Below are 19,686 nucleotides of genomic sequence, written 5' to 3'. Positions count from 1 at the left end.
GCTACCTCGCCTCCTGGTCGCTGTCGGGGACCCGTGCGGTCCACATCGGTGGTCGTTCCGTCCGTCGCCGGCCGGTCCGGCTCAGCCGGGCCGGCCGCCCGTTCTCACCGCGCGGCGCGGTGTGCGGCCCGTCCCACAGGGTGCCGTCGGTCCGGTCCCGCGGATCGGGGTCGATCAGCACCACTCCGAGCACCGGGATGCCCTGGTCGGCGAGCCGGCGCGCCACGGTGTGCAGCCAGGCGGCGCTGCCGTGCCCGGCGCGCACCACGAGGACGGTCCGGGTGCCGAGGTGGCTCAGGTCGGTCCAGGCCGTACCGGGCGCCACCGAACCGACGCCGAGCCGGCGTTGCCCGGGTGGCAGGGCCTCGGCCCGCTCGCCGTCGACCACGGTCGGGTCGCCAGGTCTGGGGCGGCGCCGGCGGAGTTGGGGGCCGGGCAGGCCGTCGACGACGACCACCGGCCCCTCTTCGGCCAGTGCTCCGGCGAGGTCCAGGGCGATCGCGGCGGTGCTGTGCGCGCAGCCCAGTTCCAGCAGCGACACCGCCTCCGCGGAGCCGCGCACGGTGCGGGCCAGGGTGGTGGTGAGCCTCGCCCGGGCCGCCCTGGTCCGCCGGAGCCGCCGGCGGACGGCCGAACGGCGGGGCACCCGGCGCAGTTCCGCGATGACGGAGGCGCCGAGGTTCGCCGCGATCTCCCGGCGCAGTACGGGCCGGTCCGCCACCACCGCGCCGACGGCGGCCACCGCGATGCCGAGGACGAGCCCGAGGACGAGCCCGATCCCGCCGTCGGTGGCGGCGGCCGTGGGCAGGGAGCGGCGCACCGGACGCGGGGCGTCCACGATCTGCGTGCCGGCGACGAGCCGCGGCGTGCCGACCTGCGCCTCCGCCGCACGCTGGCCGAAGTCGTTGATGCGGGACGTGAGTTCGGTCCGGTTGGCGTAGAGCGAGTCCAGGTTCGTCGACGCGTTCGGCCCGGTCTGCTTGACGGCGTCGCCGATCGACCGGTTGATCTGCGCGAGTTCGTCCCGCAGCCGGTCCCGCTGGTCGAGCAGGGCCTTGGCCTCGGCGTCCGCGGCGTCCTTGATCCGCTTCACGTGGTCCGCGACGAAGGCGTCGGCCAGCGCCTTGGCCCGGGCCACCGCTTCCGCGTCGCTGCGGCCCGTCGCGGTGATCTGCAGCAGGTTGTTGGTCAGGCCGGTCCCCGCGTAGTCCCGCATGAAGTCCTCCGGTCGGTCCGGGGAGCCGAGGGCCTTGAGGGCCTGGTCGGCGATCCCGGTGGTCTGGAGCAGGGCGACGTCGGTGCGGATCAGCGTGCCGGGGTCGTTCGGCTGGTCCGCCTGGTGGGCGACCAGCACCTTGGTCACCGCGGCCGGCGGCGGCGGCCGCAGGACGGCCACGGCCGCGCCGAGCAGCAGTCCGGCCAACGCCAGGGCGCACCAGAGGCGGCGGCGCCTGCGCACGGCGACCACCAGCGCCTGGAGGTCCAGCAGTGGCGCGGCCGACGGCTCCGGGGCCGTACTCGTCGTCACCCCGGACCTCCTCCCGCGCCGTCGCCGACCGCGACCGCGGGTTCGCCGACCGCGACCGCGGGTTCGGCGGCCGTGGACGCCGACTCGTCGCCGTCCGGGCGTCGGCCCCGGGACCGCGCCGGACGGTCCCGGACCGGTTCGGCGAGGACGGCGCCGACGAGCTCCTGTCCGGCGTCCGCGCACGCCTCGGCGATTCCGGCGAGTTCCTCCGCCGTCCGGTTGCCCGCACTGAGCACGACCACTACGCCGGCCCCGGCCTCACGGTCCGGCACCAGCGGCCGGGCCACCTGGACCCCGGCCACCCGTAGCAGCGGCTCGCTCCCCGCCTCGGCGGCGAGCTGCCCGGCAGCCCGGCGGGCGGTCTCGTCGCCGTCCGGGAAGAGCAGCAACAGCTCCCCTGCGTCCGGCAGTTGCTCCCGCAGCCGGGCGCAGACCCGCCGGTGGCGCAGCCTCCTGCCCGCCTCGTCGCCGGAGGACCACGGGGCCGGCAGGTCCCACCGGACGTCGAGGCCCAGCAGCCGGCGGGCCAGGGCGCGCGGGCCACGCCCCCGCGGCCGGTGCGCATCCCCGGGGACGTCGACGGTGCCGAGCAGCGCCGCGCCGAGCGCCGCGGCGATCTCGGGCCCGGTGCGCAGGCGGCGGCTCATCCGGGCCGCGGCAAGGTGACCGACGACGGCGAGCAGGAAGAACAACAGCGCGCCGGCGGCGACGAGTTGGGTCCGGGTCGGCGGCGCCTCGCCGGACGGTCGGGGCGCCGGGCCCATGACGACCATGTTGGCCCTGTTGGCGGCCGGGTCGACCTGGTCCAGCTTCTTGATGGCGTCCTGGAGCGAGGTGCGCAGCTTCTCCAGTTCGGTCCGGGTCTGCACGCCCTCCACGGTCTGCCCCGGATCGGCCGCCGCGGCGAGGTCGCTGATGCGGCGGCTCGCCTGCACCACCAGCTGCCGCAGCGCCTCGGGCTGCGCCGACTCGGGGTCGGCGCTGTCGCCCGCGATCCGCCCGGCGAAGGTGACGAACTGCTGGGCCACCTGGTCGGAGAGCTGCTGGGCGCGCTCCGGGGTGTCGGCCGTGCCCGAGATCTTGATGATGTTCCCGTCCGCGGCCGTGGCGCTCACCTCGTCCCGCAGCGCGCTGCCGCTGACCCCGGCCCAGCCGAGCGTGGCGGCCGCCCGGTCGACCACCACCGAACTGGTCGCGATCTCCGCCTGGGTCAGCAGTTCGCGTTCCTGCCACACCCCGGGCAGCAGGACCGACGCCGACGCCGTGTAGCTCGGCGGGAACAGCAGCGAACCGCCGTAGCCGACGAGCGCACCCAGCAGGGCGAGGACGGCCAGCAGCCGCCAGCGCCGGCGCAGGATCCGGCCGATCGTGACCAGGCGTATCGTGTCGTCGCTCAACGGCGCGGCCCTGGGCGGCAGGCGGCGGCGTAGGCGGCGAGCAGCGAGCGCTGGGAGTTGCGCCAGGCGAGCGGCCCGTTGATCCGCTCCTGGCCGAGCTTGCCCATCCAGGCCCGCCGCTCCGGATCGTCCATCAGCTCGGCGATGAGCCGGGCGAACTCGCCCTCGTCGTTGGCGGGCGCGTAGACGGCGGCGTCCCCGGCGGAGACCCGTGCCTCCCGGAGGTCGAAGGAGACGATGGGCCGGCCCATCACCATGTACTCCAGGACCTTGTTCATGGTCGACACGTCGTTGAGCGGGTTGCGCGGGTCCGGGGACAGGCACACGTCCGCGGTCGACAGGTAGCGCACCAGGTCGGCGTCCGGAACGCGGCCGGTGAACTGCACCTGCTCGGAGAGCCCGAGCCGCCGGGACAGCTCCACCATCGCGTCGAAGGTGTCGCCGCCGCCGACGAACACCGCGTGCCAGTCACCGCGGCCGTGCTCGTCGCGCAGTTTCGCCAGGGACCGCAGGGCGTAGTCCACGCCGTCCTGCGGCCCCATGACGCCGAGGTAGCACAGCAGATGGGGCTTGCCGCGCTTGAGCTCCGGCTCGGGCGGCACCGGCCGGAACCGCTCGGTGTCGGGCGCGCTGCGCACCACGAAGACGTCCTCGGGCCGCCGGCCGCCGCGGCTGAGCGCGACGTCGCGGTAGCTCTCGTTGGTGGCGAGCACGACGTCCGCGGCCCGGTAGGTCCAGCGTTCCAGCGCGCGCACGGCGCGGAAGAGCAGGTCCTCGCCGCGGTCGAAGCGGGAGAGGTACAGCTCGGGCACCAGGTCGTGCTGGTCGAACACGAACCGCGCGCCGCGCCGCTTCAGCCACAGGGCGGGCAGGAACAGCAGGTCGGGCGGGTTGCAGGCGTGGACCACGTCGACCGGCCCGACCCTGCGGGCCAGCCGGGCGGTGTGCCACAGCGCCGATCCGTACTCCTGGAGGTAGCCGGCCGGGCCGCCGGTGGCCGCCCGCAGCGGGTAGCGGTGGATCCGCACGCCGTCGATCACCGCCTCCGGCTCGGTGTCCCGCTTGCTCCCGCGCGGGCAGATGACGTCGACCGTCCAGCCGGCGTCGCGCAGTGTCGTGCACTCCTGCCACACCCGCCGGTCGAAGGGCACGGACAGGTTCTCCACCAGGATCAGCGCGCGACGGGTCCGCCCGTCGCGGCCGACCGGGTCGCCGGACGCCGCGTCACCGGACGTCGCGTCACCGAACTTTTCACCACTGAAGGATGCGTCACCAAGCAAGGCCCGAGTACCCCGGTTCGGCCCGGCGCGCGTCGGCGTCGGGGAGGTGGACGAGATCGACGACCACCGGGCCGTCGCCGTGCGGCAGGGCCGACAGCACGGCCGGGTCCCTGGTGCCGACCACGCACACCTCGGCGTGGTCGAGCACCTCGCCGACCGACTGCGCGAGCAGCTGCGCGAGGTGCGGCAGCCGGGTCTCGATGTACTCGCGGTTGGCGCCGAGCAGCCGGGAGAGGTTGACGTTGGGGTCGTAGATCCGCAGGTCGTAGCCCTTGCCGAAGAGCCGCTCGGCCAGTTCGACGAGCGGGCTCTCCCGGAGGTCGTCGGTGCCGGGCTTGAAGGACAGGCCGAACAGGCCCACCCGGCGCTTGCCGGTGCGCTCGACCAGCTCCACCGCGCGCTGGAGGTGGTCGGAGTTGGAGGGCAGCACGTGGGACAGGATGGGCACCGAGACGTCGGCGCGCTGCGCCGCGTGGACCAGGCTGCGCAGGTCCTTGGGCAGGCAGGAGCCGCCGAAGGCGAAGCCGGGCCGCAGGTAGGCCGGGCTGATGTTCAGCTTGCGGTCGGCCAGGAAGACGTCCATCACCTGGTGCGAGTCGACCCCGAGCGCCCGGCAGACCGCGCCCAGCTCGTTCGCGAAGCCGATCTTGAGGCCGTGGAACGCGTTGTCCGCGTACTTGATCGCCTCGGCCGTCGGGACCGGCACCCGGAACACCTCGCCGGGCAGTCCCTCGTACAGGGCCGCGACCACGTCGCCGCTGGCCGGGTCGAGTTCGCCGATGACGGTCTTGGGCGGGTCGAAGAAGTCCCGCACGCTGGTGCCCTCGCGCAGGAACTCCGGGTTGACCGCGACCCCGAAGTCCGCGCCGGCGACGCCGCCGGCGTGCTTCTCCAGGATCGGCACCAGCAGGTTCAGGCAGGTGCCCGGGAGCATGGTGCTGCGGAACACCACGGTGTGCCGCCCGCCCCGCTCGGCCACCGCGGCGCCGATCTGCTCGGCGACCCGCTCCAGGTAGGTGGTGCACAGGCTGCCGTTGGGCTCCGACGGCGTGCCCACGCAGACCAGCGACACCTCGCTGCCCGCCACCGCCTCGCGCACGTCGCCGGTGGCGCGCAGCGCTCCGGTCCGCACGACCTCGGCGATCAGCTCGCCGATCCGCTCCTCGACCACGGGCGCCCTGCCGTCGTTGACCAGGTCGACCTTCACCTGGTTGACGTCCACCCCGATGACCTCGTGGCCCAGGCTGGCCAGGCACGCGGCCGACACGCAGCCCACGTAGCCGAGCCCCAGGACGCTGATCCTCATGACCCGTTCCTCCCCTCGGGCAGGCCCTTCGGGCCGGCCATCCGCGCGCCGACCGGACGGCGACGCCCCCCGGCCATCAGTAGGCCCCCTGTCCCTGGAGCACCGCACGCAGCGTCTTCCAGAGGATCACCGCGTCCAGGGCGAGCGACCAGTCCTCCACGTACCGCAGGTCCAGCCGGACCGCCTCCTCCCAGGGCAGGTCGCTGCGTCCGCTGATCTGCCACAGGCCGGTGAGCCCGGGTTTGACGAGCAGCCGGCGCCGGATGTCCGGGCCGTACGCGGCGGACTCCTCCGGCAGCGGGGGCCGCGGTCCGACGAGCGACATCGAGCCGGTGAGCACATTGAGCAGTTGCGGCAGTTCGTCGAGCGAGTACCGGCGCAGCACTCCCCCGACCCGGGTCACCCGCGGGTCCCGGCGGAGCTTGAACAGCAGGCCGGCGCCCTCGTTGCGGTCGGCCAGTTCGGCCCGGGCCCGGTCCGCCCCGGCGACCATGGTGCGGAACTTGACCAGGGTGAACTGGCGGCCGTCCTTGCCGACCCGGTGCTGCCGGTAGAACATCCCGCCCCGGCTGTCCACCAGCACCAGCAGGCCGACCGCCACCATCAGCGGCGCGAACAGCACCAGCAGCACCGCGGCGCCGAGCCGGTCGACGACCGCCTTGACCGCCCGCGGGCCCCCGGTGAAGGCGGGCATGCTGACCCTGAGCATCGGGATGCCGAGCACCGCGTCGACGTGCAACCGCGGACCGGCCACCTCCATCAGCACGGGGGCCACGACCATTTCGGCGTCGCCGCCCTCCAGGTTCCAGGCCAGCCGCTGCAGCCGGTCCGGCGACCAGTACGGGTCCGGGGTGATCGCGACGACCCGGTAGCCGTCGCGGCGGACGTGGTTGGCGACGTCCGCCAGCCGGCCGACGACCGGCACCCCGTCCAGCCGGTCACCGCCCGGGCCGAGGGCGTACGGCGTGCACACCGCCTCCACCCGCCAGCCCAGGTGCGGGAACTTGCGGGTCCGGGCGATCAGGTCGCGCACGGTGGCCGGGCTCCCGGCGGCGAGCACCGGGCGCAGGCACCGTCCGAGGTTGCGCTGCTTGTGCAGCCACAGCCGCAGCAGGTACCGCTCGGTCATGGTGACGAGCGTGATCGCCGGGATCGCGACGAAGATCCAGAGCTTGATGTTGTGCGAGGTGAGGGCGATCCCGCCGAGCGCCAGCACGACGGCCGCCGTGAACAGCGAGCGCCCGAGCCGGCGGAACTCCTCGGCGCCCTCGCCGAGCACGGCGGGGGCCCACGCGCGGGTGGTCGCCAACGCGCCCAGCACCAGCAGTTCGGTGCCGAAGGCGAGGATCCCCCATTTCTCGTGCCAGTTGGCCGCGTCCCGGACCCCGAAGAAACCGCCGATCGCCGCTACCACGAAGGCGGTGGCCACGGTGTCGCCGATGATCACAGTACGGCGGTACTGCTGCTCCCAGTCGATCCGAGGCCGGCTGAGCCTCCCGTTCCTCGGGCGTCCCGACGCCGGTGGAAACGGGCCGACTAATTCTCCCTCCCCCTGCTCAACAGCCCCGTCCAGGTCGCCAGTGGGTTCGACGTGCTCGCTCCACACGGTTCCTCCCCCCGGGAGGCCCGCGCCTCCCGCACCTGTTCGCTTCCTCCCCCCGGAAGGCTCCGCCTTCCGTGCCGCGCCGTTCCTGGCTCCGGGAGGCCCCACCTCCCGCGCATGGCAAAACCGGTCACTGCCGCGCTACTTGAAAGAACTCCGGACCCGCCCGGGGCCCCCTTCGGGCACCGGGAACCGATCACCGAACACCTGCCGCCGGGGACGCGACCACTCACCGTCCGCAGCACCGGACCCGTGGTCATGACCTGTCGCGCCTCGCGCCCTACCGAGCGAAGTGAAAATCAATCTAGAGCATCGGGGGCGCCGAAGAGGGGGATCTGTGAAACACGTGCACGAAGTTTGAAGCCCGACCCACCGAATGATCACCATCGGGGGCGCCCGGGAGCCGTGGACGTGCGGTGTGACCTGCGAGGACGGGAGGGCCGCGCCCGGCCGGGCGCGCGGGCGTCGGGTGAACGAGGGAAGTTCCGCGCCCCGGCCGCGCGTTGGCGGGATCAGCCGGTCGGGTGCGGGCGGGAGATGTCCCCGGCGAGGACCGGCGGGCGGACGTAGCGGGTGCCGTAGGACTGCACCCAGCCCGGCGTCCAGCAGGGCCGGCGCGGAGGCCCGGCCGGGCCCGCTGCCGCCGCCGGTGACCAGCGCGCCCTACCCGTGCGGCCGGGTGGTGGCGGGCCCGGTCACGGCGGATCGGGGCACAGCGGGTCCGGTCGCGGCGGGTCCGGTCGCGGCGGGTCCGGTCACGGCGTCCACGCCTCCCCCTCGTTGAGCCAGATCCGCAGCATCCGCCGGGCGTACGGGCCGGGTTCGTCCACGTAGGCCGAACGCCCGTGCAGCACCCGGCTGTTGCGGATGACCAGCAGGTCCCCGGCGGCCATCGGCAGGCCGAAGGCTGTCTCGGGGCGGTACAGCACCTCGTCCAGCACTCCCAGCGCCTCCCACTGCCGGTCGGTCAGCTCCGGGCCGCCCCGGTCCGGCGAGGAGCGGACGGTGCGGGTCTGGTAGTAGCAGCCGATCGTCCCGTCCCTCCTCGGGTACAGGATCGGGGTGACGACCCGCTGCGGGCCCGCCCGGCCGGTCCGGTCGAAGGTCCAGTCCTCGCAGAGGGTGGCCAGCGCGTCCGGCCGCTCCCGCTCGATCAGGTCGTAGACGTGCCGGGCGCTCGCCAGCTCGGTCAGTCCGCCGCCGCGGTCGGCGGGCTGGAGGCAGAGCAGGACGAGCAGGTCGCAGGTGTCGCAGTGGAAGCCGGGTTCGGTGTTGCCGTCGCCGTCCTGGTCGTGCAGCACCGAGGTGAGGTCGCCGCGCCCGTTCTGCGGCACGATCCGGCCGTGGTCCCGCAGCAGGAAGGCGAGCACCTCGGTGATCTCCCGCTCCGGCCGCGCCGGGTCGACCAGGTTGGCGACGTGGGTGAGCCCGACCGAGTCGATGCTCTCCCGCATGAAGGACCGCAGCCGCTCGCGCACCGGCTCGCCCGCGCCCCAGCGTCCGGTGAGGGCGTCGGCCCGCAGCAGCCGCCGCTCCTCGTCGCCCGGCTGCAGCGACCACAGCCGCCGCCTGGCCTCCAACTCCAGGCCGTTCCAGCCGATCTCGGTCACCGTGTGCTCGTTCACAACGCCTCCTCCGCGGTACGGGGGTGGGGGCACACGGGTCCGTCCAGACTTCGGGTGGCGGCGGTGGAGTCCGTCGTCGCCACGGACAGCTGAGTTCGGGTTCGCGTTCGGGTCCGCGATCGCCACGAGGAGGCACGCGTCAACCACGCAAAGTGATCCGCCCCAGGAGTATGAACCGGCCTTCGCGTCCACGACAAGAGCTGAGCCGACCCGTGGACACCTTCCCGCCACCGTGCGGTTCAGCTCCGGCCATCGGTCGATTCCCGGCCCACCGGAAACTCCGGCGCTCCCCCGCCCCGGTGATTCGCCGTCGGAACAGCCGATGCGGCAGAGTTGCGGCATGAGCGTCGACGCCCGGAGTCACCAGCACAGCCCCGGACCGGCCAGGCGGCGGCCGGTCCAACAGCGCAGCCAGGAGCGGTACGGCCGCATCCTGGACGCCTGCGCCGAGCTGCTGGACGAGGTCGGGGCGACCGCGCTCACCACCAAGGAGGTCGCCCAGCGGGCCCAGGTGCCGATCGGCACCCTGTACCAGTTCTTCGCCGGCAAGGAGGACCTGCTGGCCGCGCTCGCCACCCGCAACCTCGACCAGTACCTCCAGCGCCTGGACGCCCGGCTGGCCGGGTCCGCCCCGCTCGGCCCGGCCGGCTTCACCGACCTCGCGGTGGAGGAGTTCGTCGCGATGAAGCGCGCGGTTCCCGGCTTCGGCCAGGTGGACTTCGGGCTCGCCGGTACGGCCGTGCCCTCCGGGGTGCGGGACGAGACGCACCTGCTGGACGCCGGCGTGGACAACAACACCGCCGTCGCCCTGCGGCTGCAGGCCCTCGGCGGCGAGCTGTTCGAGACGGGCGACCCGGCGGCCACCACGCTGGCCCTGCGGGTCGCCCTGGAGGCGGCCGACGCGGTGCTCAAGCTGGCCTTCCGGGGGAACCCGCAGGGCGATCCGGCGCTGATCACCGAGTGCAAACGGCTGGTGCGCGGCTACCTCGCGCAACAACCGCCCGCCGGCTGAGCCGCGGCCCCGGGCACCCGGTGCGTCCCGCCCGCCCGCGCCGTTGCATGCCCGGCGCCCCGGCAGCACAGTGGATAGCGGAACGGTCGTAGACGCGGCCACCGCGATCCGAGGAGCACGATCATGCACGCGATGGTAGGTGACCAGCTCCACATCCACAGCAGGGCAGTGGGCATGGTGGACCAGAAGGGCGAGATCGTCGAGGTGCGCGGCGTCAACGGCGAGCCGCCGTACGTCGTCCGGTTCGAGGACGGCCACGAGGGCCTGATCTACCCCGGCCCCGACTGCAACATCGAGACCCGCAGGGCGGAACGCTGACCGACTCCCCCGCCACCCCGCACCCGACGACCGGTGCGAGGTGGTGAGGAGCGGTGACCGCACCCGCGCCCCCGCTGCCCGGGCCGCTCGCCGGGCTGGCGCCACTGCTGGACCACTACGGGTACCTCGCGTTGGCGCTGCTCGTGCTGCTGGACAACTGCGGCATCCCGGTGCCCGGCCAGACCGTCCTGGTGCTCGCCTCGGTGTACGCCGGCAGCGGGCACCTGAACTTCGCCGCCGTCCTGCTGATCGCGGCCGCCGCAGCGACCGTCGGCAACGCCCTCGGCTACCTGATCGGGCGCAGCGGAGGGCGCGCCTTCGTCCACCGCTGGGGCCGCTACGTGCTGCTCACCCCGGCCCGGATGGAACGCGCGGACGGCTTCTTCGCCCGGCACGGCGGCAAGGTGGTCCTCGTCGCCCGCTTCGTGGACGGGCTGCGCCAGTACAACGGCATCATCGCCGGGACGACCGGGATGCCCTGGCGCCGTTTCGCGGTGTTCAACCTGCTCGGCGCCGTGCTGTGGACGGCCGTCTGGGGCACCTTCGGGTACGTCGCCGGGGCCAACATCGGGACGGTGTACCGGACGGCGATCCGCTACCAGCTGTGGTTCGCGATCGGGCTCGGGGTGCTGGTGGTCGCGCTGCTCCTGCGGCAGGTGCTGCGCCACCGGCGCCGGCGCCGCGAGGGCACCGACGCCGGCGACGGGTCCGAAGACTCCCCCAAGGGTGGTTAGCGCAGCGGGAACACCTCGAACGGCACAGCGAAGCGCGTCCCCAGCCGGGTGCCCGCGCCCCGGCCGACGCCCTCCAGGAACTCCCGGGCGTCCGCCATCGCCCCGCCCAGCCCGGCCAGGTACGCCTTGTGCTCCTCCAGCGAGGCGACGCCCAGGTCGAAGGTCCCGGTGGTGTCCACGGCGTGCCGGGCCTCCGGCGAGGACGCCGCCCAGATCTGCCGGACGCCGTTCCAAGGCTCGTGGCCCTCGTCCAGCAGCTCGCGGAACACCCAGCGGTTCCCGGCGTCGCGCACGCCGTCCAGGGTGGCCCGGCCGACGGCGATGTGGTCGGCCTGGTTGAGGAACACCCCGCCGTAGGTCTCCCGGAAGTTGCTGGTGATCACGATGTCCGGGCGGTGCCGGCGCACCACCCGGGCGATGTCGCGGCGCAGCGGCAGCCCGTACTCCACGACGCCGTCCCGGTAGCCGAGGAACTCGACGGTCTCCACCCCGACGACGCGGGCCGAGGCGATCTGCTCGGCCTCGCGCAGCGGCCCGCACTCCTCGGGGGCCATCGAGTCGATGCCGGCCTCGCCGCTGGTGACCATCACGTAGATCACCGTCTTGCCCTGGGCGGTCCAGCGGGCGACGGCCGCCGCGCCGCCGTACTCCATGTCGTCGGGGTGGGCGACGATCGCCACCGCGGTCTGCCAGTCCTCGTCGACGGGCTCGAAGGGCTCGGGGGCCTGCTCGGTCATGCTGCTCACTTCCCTCTCACGCGCGGACGCACGGTCGTGCCGCTGGCGACTCTAGAAGACCGCGATCCACCACGCACCGTCAGACACCGTCGGCGGTACGGCCCGGGCGAGGCGCCCGGCTGACCGCCCCGCGGAACGAGCTCGCCCGGCTCGCCGCGACGGGGGACGCGGACGGGCCGGGCGAGGACCAAGGGCAGGCCCCGAGGGGATCGTCAGCCGGCCTCGGGGGCGAGCCGGCCCGCCGGTGCGGCCTGCGGGCGGGGCCAGCTGATGCGGGCGGCGCAGAGCGAGACCACGGCCGCGGACGCGGCGACGGCCGCCATGCCCCAGACCAGACTGGTGCCGCCCGCGATGAAGCCGATCACGGCGGGGCCGGCCAGCAGGCCGGTGGTGCCCATGGCGGCGACCAGGGAGAGGGCGTCGGAGCCCTGGCGGGCGGCGGCGACGTAGACGCAGGGGGTGACGGCGGCGACGCCGAGACCGACGCAGGCGAAGCCGAGCAGGGTCGGCACCACGCCGCCCGCCAGCAGGGCCAGGGCGAGGCCGAGCCCGGCCAGCAGGCTGCCGGTGCGGACGATCCGGCCGTCGCCGAAGCGGGTGCGCCAGCCGTCGGCGAAGATCCGGGCGCAGACCATCGTCACCGAGACCACCGCGATGCCCATCGGGGCGAGTCCGGCGCCGGCGTGCACCACGTCCTTGAGGTAGAGCGCCGACCAGTCGTTCATCGCGCCCTCGGTGACGGTGCCGAAGACCATCGCCAGGCCCATCCAGAGGGTGGCCGCGGCGGGCAGGGTGAAGCCGCGGCGCTCCTTCTTCCGCTCCTCCGGGGAAGCGGCCTCCGGGGAGGCGGCCTGCGGCGGCGCGTCGGCCAGCAGGCCGGGCCGGGCGGCCGCCACCAGCCCGGCCAGCAGCAGTGCGGCCAGCCCGAAGTGGACGGCGAGGGTTCCGGTGAAGGCGTTGACGCCGGAGGCCAGCAGGGCGGCCAGCAGCGAGCCCGCGCTGAAGGTGGCGTGCAGCCTGGACATCGTGGTGCGCTCGAAGCGGGCCTCCAGCGCGGCGCCCTGGGCGTTCATCGCGACGTTCAGGCAGCCCACCGCGACGCCGTCGAAGAACAGCACCAGCAGGGTGACCGGGTAGTTGGGCACCACCGACAGCGCGAGCAGGATCACGCCCAGGGCGAGCGCGGACAGCACCGAGAGCAGGCGCGAGCCGAGCCGCCGCATCAGCACCGCGACCAGCGGGAAGGACACCGCCGCGCCGATCCCGCAGGTCATCAGCAGCAGCCCGATCCGGGCCTCGCCCAGGTCGAGCCGGGCCTTGAGCGCGGGCACCCGGGACACCCAGGTCGCGTACTGGAACCCGAGGACGAAGAACAGTGCACCGGTGGCCAGTTGGGAGCGGCGGAACTCGTCGCGTACGGGAGACATGTGCATCAGCCCACTTCGGCTCTGGAGGGGGACGGGAGGGTGTCGGCCGAGGGGGGTGCCAGGGACTTGGCCATGTAGACCGCCTCGGTGCCGTAGCTGGCGGGCAGCCCGACCTCGGGCCGGGCGCGGTAGCCCAGCCGGGACCACAGCACCTGCGAGCCGCGCACGGCGACCAGCGAGAGGGTCCGGTAGCCGGCCTCCCGCCCGGTCTCCTCCAGGTGGAGCAGCAACCGGTCGGCGAGGCCACGGCCGCGGGCCCGCTCGGCGACCACCAGGTCGTGGGCGTGCAGGTTGTCCCCGCCGCTCCCGCCCGCGGCGCCGTCGGACTCGGCCCGGCTGAGGTCCGGGCAGCGGAACAGCGGGTACGGCAGGGCGAGCAGGTAGCCGCAGAAGCCCTCGGCGTCCTCCAGCACGAAGCAGGTCGACGGCGAGGCGCGGTGCCGGGAGCGCAGTGCCGCGCCGCCCTCGGAGAGGCCGCTGGGGGCGTAGGCGCGCTCCTCGGCCGCGATGACGTCCGGCCAGTCGCTCTCGCGGAGCAGCCGGATCCGGGTGCCGCTCATGCGCCACCCCGCTCGTCGGCTCGGCCGCCGACACAGGTGTGCGGCAGCGGCGCGAAGCCGTTGAACCCCCGGGTGGCGTAGGCGGTGGCGTACGCGCCGCAGGAGTGGATCCACACCGGGTCGCCGGAGGCGACCGCCAGCGGGACCCGTACCGGGCCGTCCTCCTGGGCGTAGGCGTCGTCGCTGTCGCAGGTCGGGCCGGCCACCACGGCGTCGACGAACCGGCCGCCGGGGTGGGTGGGGAACTCCAGCCGGAACTGCAACTGGTCCATCTCGTACAGGCCGTTGAACTTGCCGCAGCTCAGGTAGAGCCAGTCCTCCCGGGTGCCGTCGAGCCGGTGGCGGGAGGTGAGCCGGGCGACATGGGCGCGGATCGCGCCGTGGTCGGCGACCAGGTGGCGGCCGGGTTCGAGCAGGAACTCCAGCGGGGCGGCGTTGACGGCGCGCAGCCGCTCCATGCCCTCGCGCAGCACCGTGAACATCTTGTCCAGCGGTGGTTCGAGCGGGCGGCCGCGCCGGTCGAGCACGCCGAGGGCGGGCAGTCCGCCGCCGAGGTTGATCCGGTCCGGCACGATGCCCCGCCGGTTGAGCGCCTCCAGAACGGCGGCCAGCGAGTCGACGGCCGCGGCCCAGGCCTCGGCGGTCATCTGCTGGGAGCCGACGTGGACGGACAGGCCGGACGGCACCAGCCCGGCGGTGCGGGCGGCGCCGAGCACCCGCAGGGCGTCCTCGGGCGAGCAGCCGAACTTGTGGCTCAGGCCCCACAGGGCGCCCTCGCCGGTGGTCGCGATGCGGCAGAACACCCGGGAGCCGGGGGCGTGTTCGGCGACAGCGGCGACGTCCTCCAGGCTGTCGGTGGCGAAGTCGCGCACGCCCAGCCGGTAGGCCTCGGCGATGTTGCGGTCGGACTTGATGGTGTTGCCGTAGTGGATCAGCTCGGGGGCGACGCCGGTACGCAGCGCCTGGACGATCTCCTGCGGGCCGGCCGCGTCGAAGCCGGATCCGAGCCCGGCGAGGTGGTCGAGCACCTCGTCGACCGGGCAGGCCTTCATCGCGAACCGGACGGCCACGCCGGGCAGTTCGGCGCACAGGGCGGCGTACTGGCGGCCGATGCCGTCCAGGTCGTAGATGACGGTGTCCTCGGTGGCGGCGGCGAGCGCGGCGCGCAGGGCGGTGTGGTCGGGCGGCCGGGGGCGGGGCCCGGTGTCCGGGTGCACGGCGGGCTGGGCGGTCGGGGCGGTCGGGCGCGGTTCGGTGGGGCGCAGCTCGGTGGAGCGACGCGGTTCGGTGGTCTGGCTCATCACGTGTGAACTCCCGGTGCGGCTACCACGGCAGCCGGTCGGCGGGGATGGCCCTGCTCGCCCGCACCAGCGGGCCCCATGCGTCGATCAGCAGGGCGAAGTCCTCGATGTCCGCCTGCGCCTCGTCGAGCAGGCGCGCCCTCACGGCCGCCAGGTGGTCGGCGAACTCGGCGTACCTGCCGCCGAGTTTCCGGTAGCAGCGGTCGAGTTCGGCGAGCCGCCGGTGGTTCTCGGCGCGGTCCGTCGCCGCGCTGCGGCGGACGTGGTCGGCGATCACCTCGGGGCGGACGTGGTGGTGCTCGTCGAGCAGGGCGTCGCCGGCCCGCTCCATCTCGGCGTAGACCGGGTGGAGGTAGAGCATGGAGAGCAGGAACTTGGCGTAGCGCTCCTGGTAGGCGGTGAATCCGGCGCCGGTGCGCCGTTCCGGGGTGTAGTAGTTGACGATGTGGCGGTTGTGGGTGACGCCGGGCAGCGTGGCGTCGTGCACCAGGTGGTGCAGGAAGTAGTCGCTGCCGATGGTGTCGGTGGCGGGCGGCAGCGGGACGCGCTCGTACACCTCGTGGTCGAGGGCGATGTTGCACATGTCGATGCGCCAGATGTCGGGGCGGTCGAGCACGGCGCGGTCGGCGGTGAAGGGCTCGGTGCCCGCGCCGACGAAGGACTCGGCGACGAGTTCCCGGCGCTCCTCCTCGGTGGCCCCGGTGGGCGCCCAGAGGGCGACCATGTCGTGGTAGACCGCCGGGTCGAGTTCGCGGATCTCGCCGAGGTCGACGGAGAGTTCGCCGATGAAGGAGGCGCCGACCAGGGCGACCGGCTTGTCGGCGTGCGCCGGGTCGAGGGTGTGCTCGGTGACGGCTGCGGCCGCGTCGGCCGCCTTGAGCCCGATGGTGGCGAGTTCGTGCTCGATCGGGAACACCGGTTCGCCGCCGTGCCACTGGTAGCGGCTGTCGGAGTCGCGGCGGTGCACCGAGGTGCAGCCGAGCGCGGCGGCCAGCAGGAAGGCCCGGTTGGTGCAGGCACCGTAGGAGACGGCGTCGGGCAGCATCAGGTCGAGCAGCTTCTCCGGTCCGGGGAGGCCGGAGCGCTCGATCGCCTCGCGCAGGAAGGCGCGTTGGGCGCCCTCGTCCAGGTGGTGGACGACCACGCCCTCGGCGGGCGGCAGCGCGGCGGCGGCAGCGGCGTGCCGGGCGCGCGCCGCCGGTTCGGCGGAGTCGAGCACCAGCAGGTGCACCCGGACGCCGAACCGCCGGGCGGCGTGGGCGGCTTCGGCGCCGACCGCGGTGACGGTGTCCGCGCACTCGCGGTTGGTGGGCAGGGCCAGGCAGACGGCGCGCACTACCGCTCCCCCGCGGGCTGCTCGAAGTCGCGCCCGGTCCAGGACCGCAGGCCGAGCAGCTTCTCGCCGAGTTCGGTCAGTTCGGCCCGCCCGTAGCGCAGCGCCTCGGGCCGGTCGGCGTCCCCGACCAGGGTGCGGTTCCAGTCCGGGGTGGCGAGGGTGCGCCAGGACTCGACCCGGGAGCGGCGCAGCGGCTCGGCCTCCTCCAGGGCGGGCATCATGGACAGGTACTGCACCGCGCGCACGCCGCCCTCGGAGGTGTTGGGGGCGACGCCGTGGGCGAGCAGCCCGTTCCAGATCAGCAGGTCGCCGGCCTTCAACTCGGGGCGGATCACCGGGAACTCGGCGCGGTCGACGGACGGGCGGATCGGGTCGCGGTCGGCGGGCTGGGCGGCCTGCCACTCGTTGAAGCGGCGGAACAGCTCCGGGTCGCACTGGAAGCCGCCGTGGTCGGGGGCGGTGTCGTTGAGCGCGATGATGCCCTGGACGCGCTGCGGCAGCATGGCCCGGGTGGTGTCGACGTCCCAGTGCAGTTCGATGTCGAACCCCTTGTCGGTGGGTTCGATGAGGGCGCGGTCGCGGTTGCGCACGTTCGGCGGGTTGAGGTTGAGCCGGTCGAGGGTGACCCACAGCTCCTCGCAGTCCCACACGTCGACGAAGGCGTCGTAGACGCGCTGCGCCTGGCGGCTGTCCCAGATGAGCTGGTGGTGGTAGGCCTCGACGAAGCCGTAGATGTGCAGGTGCCGGTCGAGTTCGTCGCGGTACTCGCGCTCGCGGTACCAGTCCTGCGGGCGGTCGGGCGACAGGCCCTGGAACTCCCAGGTGAAGTCGAGCAGTCGCCGTGCGGCGTCGGCCGGGACGGCCTGCTCCACCACGACGTAGCCGTAGGTCTGCCAGTGCGCGAAGTCCTCCTCGGAGAGCACCCGCAGCGGGAGCCTCTTGCGCAGTTCCCGCAGGGCGGTCGGGGCGAGGTAGCTCTCCGTGTCGGCGCTGAAGTAGGGGCGCTCGGAGGCGGCCCGGTACAGATATTCCTCTGGGTGTTCGTCAGGGCTCGGCATGGGCGGTCACTCCGTGGTTCGTGGTCGATGCAGCGCGTCCTCGGGCGCCCGTCGCGGGCGCGGCGAGCCGACGGCCTGGCAGCGGCCGGAAGGGGAATTCGGCGCGCGGCCGGACGGCCGTCCGCATGCGCTCCTTCTCGCCTCGGCCCCGAGCAGCGCAGTGCGCCACGTCAGGGGGCCAACTCGCCCGGCCGGCCGGGGCACTCACCCCGCATCAGCCATTGCCGGACCGCGCTCCCCATACGTTGGACTAGACCAACTAATGGTGTCAACCCTTTCCCTTCGGTTGCCGATTGGGAAATCCGCGCATTTCGCAGCGCCTCCGGCGGTTCGCTCCATGTTCCGGAGACCGACATAAGGCCGGGTATGTTTCGGCAATTGACATAAATGCGGGAACGATGAACCCCGACGGCCTCCCGGGCCGTTGAACCGGTCCGTCGCCGACGGCCGACACCGTCACACCGGGCCACCGCCGGCCGTCCGCCGTACGTTGGGACTGTGGCACGCACCCGGCTGGCAAACCCCCGACTGACCCCGCCCGGCTGGCTGACCAAGAGTCTGCGGCCCCGGGACGCACCGATCCCCTGGGCCGCGGCGGCCCGCGCCTCGGTGGCGCTGGCCGCCCCGCTGGCCGTCGGCACCGCCACCGGCCGCACCGGCTACGCCGCGCTGGTGTCGATGGGCGCGCTGTCCGGGGTGATCGGGGACTCCGCCGACGCGTACCGGATGCGGGTCTTCAACATCGCCGTGCCGCAGCTGTTCGGCGCCCTCGGGGTGCTGGTCGGCACCCAGGTGTACGGCTCCGGCTGGACGGCCGTCCTCGTGCTGACCCTCACCGCACTGGTCTCCGGGATGATCTCCTCGATCGGCGCGGTCGCCTCCGTCTCCGGCCTGCTCCTGCTGCTCAACGCCGTGGTCGGGGCCGGCCTGCCGCTGCCCTCCCCCTGGTGGCTGCCACCCGCCCTGCTGCTGCTCGGCGGTCTGCTGGTGCTCGCCCTGACCCTGCTCGCCTGGCCGCTGCGCGTCGGCGTCCCCGAGCGCGCCGTGGTCGCGGACACCTACCGGGCGGTCGCCGGGCTGCTGGAGGCCACCGGCTCACCGGGCTACGAGGCCCGGCGCCACGCGCTCACCCAGTCGCTCAACCACTCCTACGACCTGCTGCTCGCCCGCCGTGCCCGCCGGCACGGCCGCTCCCCCACCCTGGTGCGCCTGATCGCCCAGCTCAACGCGCTGATCCCGGTGGTCGAGGGGGCGTCCGCGGCCCAGCTGCGCCCGCCGGGGTACGGTCCGCTGTCACCGGCCTACCCGGCCGCCGTCCGCGAACTGGCCGAGGCCGTCGAGCAGGGCCGCACCGGCCCGGCCCCGCCGCCCGAGCTGCCCGAGCCGCGCGGGCCCTCCACCCGCGCGCTGGCCGAGGCGATCGGGCACGCCGCCGCTGTCGTCCACGAGTCCGCGCCCGACCCGTACGCCGCCGACGACCGGCTCGGCCGGCCCGCCGGCCTGGAGGTCCGCACCCGCCGGGCGGCCCGCGCGCTGCTGCTGTCCGGCGCCTCCTGGCGGTACGGCCTGCGGCTGGCGCTGTGCATCGGGCTGGCCCAGGTGCTGGTGTCGGCGATCGCCGTCCCGCGCTCCTACTGGGTGGCGCTGACCGTCACCTTCGTGCTGAAGCCGGACTTCGGCTCGGTGTTCTCCCGGGCGGTGCTGCGCGCGCTCGGCACCGCCGCCGGACTGCTGATCGCCATGCCGGTGCTGGCCGAGGTGCCGCACGGCTGGTGGGACGTGCCCGTGATGGCGGTGCTCGCCACCCTCATCCCGGTGGCTTCCGTCAAGGGGTACGCCTTCCAGACCGCGGCCATCACCCCGGTCATCCTGCTGCTCTCCGACCTGCTCAACCACCAGGGCTTCCACCTGGTGCTGCCCCGGCTCTACGACTCGCTGATCGGCTGCGCCATCGCGCTGCTGGCCGGCTACCTGCTGTGGCCCGAGTCGTGGCACACCCGGATCGGCGACCGTTTGGCCGACGCCGTCCAGGACACCGCCTCCTACGTGTCGCTGGCCTTCACCACCGGGCCGGGGCGGGACGAACCGGCCCGCGCCCGCTACCGGCGGCGGCTGTACCGGGACCTCTCGGCGGTGCGCAGCGAGTTCCAGCGGGCGCTCACCGAGCCGCCGCCGGTCGGCACCCGGGCCGAGGCGTGGTGGCCGCTGGTGATCGCGGTGGAGCGGATCGTGGACACCACCACGGCGACCCGGGTGCGGATCGAGCACGGCGGGCCGGTGCCGACCGCGGCCGAGGTCCGCGCCGTCACCCGGGAGCTGACCGGGCTGGCCGAGGCGCTGCGGGCCGGCGCCCCGGCGCCCGGGGGCGACCCGGACGCGCTGCCGCCGGACTGCGCGCTGGCCCGGCTGCACCACGAGGTGCACGCGGCCCGGTCGGTGGCCTACCCGTGACGGCGGTGCCCGG

General features: G+C 74.2%; 16 protein-coding genes and 1 pseudogene. 4 read left to right on the top strand and 13 right to left on the bottom strand.

The annotated features are described in order from the left end of the window. Position 1: 1 nt before the first annotated feature. From ACZ6Z8_RS21485 to ACZ6Z8_RS21455, 7 genes and pseudogenes are all read right to left on the bottom strand, one after another. Positions 2–1,528, bottom strand: coding sequence for a Wzz/FepE/Etk N-terminal domain-containing protein (locus tag ACZ6Z8_RS21485; RefSeq protein WP_465611633.1), 1,527 nt, complete (start codon positions 1,526–1,528; stop codon positions 2–4). Continuing rightward, positions 1,525–2,925, bottom strand: a complete 1,401-nt coding sequence (locus tag ACZ6Z8_RS21480; RefSeq protein WP_465611632.1) for a Wzz/FepE/Etk N-terminal domain-containing protein — start codon at positions 2,923–2,925, stop codon at positions 1,525–1,527. Before ACZ6Z8_RS21480 ends, ACZ6Z8_RS21485 begins: the two co-directional genes overlap by 4 nt. Next, entirely contained in the window at positions 2,922–4,205 is a 1,284-nt protein-coding gene (locus tag ACZ6Z8_RS21475) for a glycosyltransferase family 4 protein (RefSeq protein WP_465611631.1), read from the bottom strand. Before ACZ6Z8_RS21475 ends, ACZ6Z8_RS21480 begins: the two co-directional genes overlap by 4 nt. Then, a complete protein-coding gene (locus tag ACZ6Z8_RS21470) occupies positions 4,195–5,511 on the bottom strand; it encodes a nucleotide sugar dehydrogenase (protein WP_465611630.1) in 1,317 nt (438 codons plus the stop codon). Before ACZ6Z8_RS21470 ends, ACZ6Z8_RS21475 begins: the two co-directional genes overlap by 11 nt. Before the next feature lie 76 nt (positions 5,512–5,587). Continuing rightward, positions 5,588–7,084: a sugar transferase gene (locus ACZ6Z8_RS21465; RefSeq protein ID WP_465611695.1), complete on the bottom strand. Its 1,497-nt coding sequence runs from the start codon at positions 7,082–7,084 to the stop codon at positions 5,588–5,590. A gap of 551 nt (positions 7,085–7,635) precedes the next feature. Beyond that, positions 7,636–7,710: pseudogene (locus tag ACZ6Z8_RS21460) on the bottom strand (hypothetical protein); the annotation flags it as partial. Between the two features lie 159 nt (positions 7,711–7,869). Further along, a complete protein-coding gene (locus tag ACZ6Z8_RS21455) occupies positions 7,870–8,739 on the bottom strand; it encodes a TauD/TfdA family dioxygenase (RefSeq protein WP_465611629.1) in 870 nt (289 codons plus the stop codon). 340 nt (positions 8,740–9,079) lie between these two features. On the opposite strand from ACZ6Z8_RS21455, the gene ACZ6Z8_RS21450 reads away from it, so the two are divergent. The 3 genes from ACZ6Z8_RS21450 to ACZ6Z8_RS21440 all read left to right on the top strand — a co-directional run bounded on the left by ACZ6Z8_RS21450 (position 9,080) and on the right by ACZ6Z8_RS21440 (position 10,803). Then, a complete protein-coding gene (locus tag ACZ6Z8_RS21450) occupies positions 9,080–9,751 on the top strand; it encodes a TetR/AcrR family transcriptional regulator (RefSeq protein ID WP_465611628.1) in 672 nt (223 codons plus the stop codon). 123 nt (positions 9,752–9,874) lie between these two features. Then, positions 9,875–10,069 carry a DUF1918 domain-containing protein gene (locus tag ACZ6Z8_RS21445; protein WP_465611627.1) on the top strand — a complete coding sequence of 65 codons (195 nt, stop codon included), beginning with the start codon at positions 9,875–9,877 and terminating at the stop codon, positions 10,067–10,069. A 53-nt stretch (positions 10,070–10,122) separates the two neighbouring features. After that, positions 10,123–10,803 carry a DedA family protein gene (locus tag ACZ6Z8_RS21440; RefSeq protein ID WP_465611626.1) on the top strand — a complete coding sequence of 227 codons (681 nt, stop codon included), beginning with the start codon at positions 10,123–10,125 and terminating at the stop codon, positions 10,801–10,803. Here the strand turns inward: ACZ6Z8_RS21440 and ACZ6Z8_RS21435 are convergent. From ACZ6Z8_RS21435 to ACZ6Z8_RS21410, 6 genes are all read right to left on the bottom strand, one after another. Then, on the bottom strand, positions 10,800–11,540 hold the full coding sequence (locus ACZ6Z8_RS21435) for a PIG-L deacetylase family protein (RefSeq protein ID WP_465611625.1): 741 nt from the start codon (positions 11,538–11,540) through the stop codon (positions 10,800–10,802). The genes ACZ6Z8_RS21440 and ACZ6Z8_RS21435 overlap by 4 nt on opposite strands. Before the next feature lie 212 nt (positions 11,541–11,752). Further along, complete coding sequence (locus ACZ6Z8_RS21430; RefSeq protein WP_465611624.1) at positions 11,753–12,967, bottom strand: MFS transporter; 1,215 nt, start codon at positions 12,965–12,967, stop codon at positions 11,753–11,755. A 5-nt stretch (positions 12,968–12,972) separates the two neighbouring features. Then, on the bottom strand, positions 12,973–13,527 hold the full coding sequence (locus ACZ6Z8_RS21425) for a GNAT family N-acetyltransferase (RefSeq protein ID WP_465611623.1): 555 nt from the start codon (positions 13,525–13,527) through the stop codon (positions 12,973–12,975). Continuing rightward, a complete protein-coding gene (locus ACZ6Z8_RS21420; RefSeq protein WP_465611622.1) occupies positions 13,524–14,828 on the bottom strand; it encodes a type III PLP-dependent enzyme in 1,305 nt (434 codons plus the stop codon). Before ACZ6Z8_RS21420 ends, ACZ6Z8_RS21425 begins: the two co-directional genes overlap by 4 nt. Positions 14,829–14,850: 22 nt before the next feature. Beyond that, on the bottom strand, positions 14,851–16,164 hold the full coding sequence (locus ACZ6Z8_RS21415) for a DUF6271 family protein (protein ID WP_465611621.1): 1,314 nt from the start codon (positions 16,162–16,164) through the stop codon (positions 14,851–14,853). Beyond that, complete coding sequence (locus tag ACZ6Z8_RS21410) at positions 16,164–17,222, bottom strand: phytanoyl-CoA dioxygenase family protein (protein ID WP_465611620.1); 1,059 nt, start codon at positions 17,220–17,222, stop codon at positions 16,164–16,166. The genes ACZ6Z8_RS21415 and ACZ6Z8_RS21410 overlap by 1 nt, the downstream gene beginning before the upstream one ends. A 498-nt stretch (positions 17,223–17,720) precedes the next feature. Between ACZ6Z8_RS21410 and ACZ6Z8_RS21405 the strand changes: the two genes are divergently transcribed. After that, positions 17,721–19,673: an FUSC family protein gene (locus tag ACZ6Z8_RS21405; RefSeq protein ID WP_465611619.1), complete on the top strand. Its 1,953-nt coding sequence runs from the start codon at positions 17,721–17,723 to the stop codon at positions 19,671–19,673. Positions 19,674–19,686 lie beyond the last annotated feature (13 nt).

The organism is Kitasatospora sp. NPDC101108 (assembly GCF_055584725.1).
Note: the sequence above shows the minus strand (reverse complement) of the source record. Positions and strands in the feature narration are given on the sequence as shown.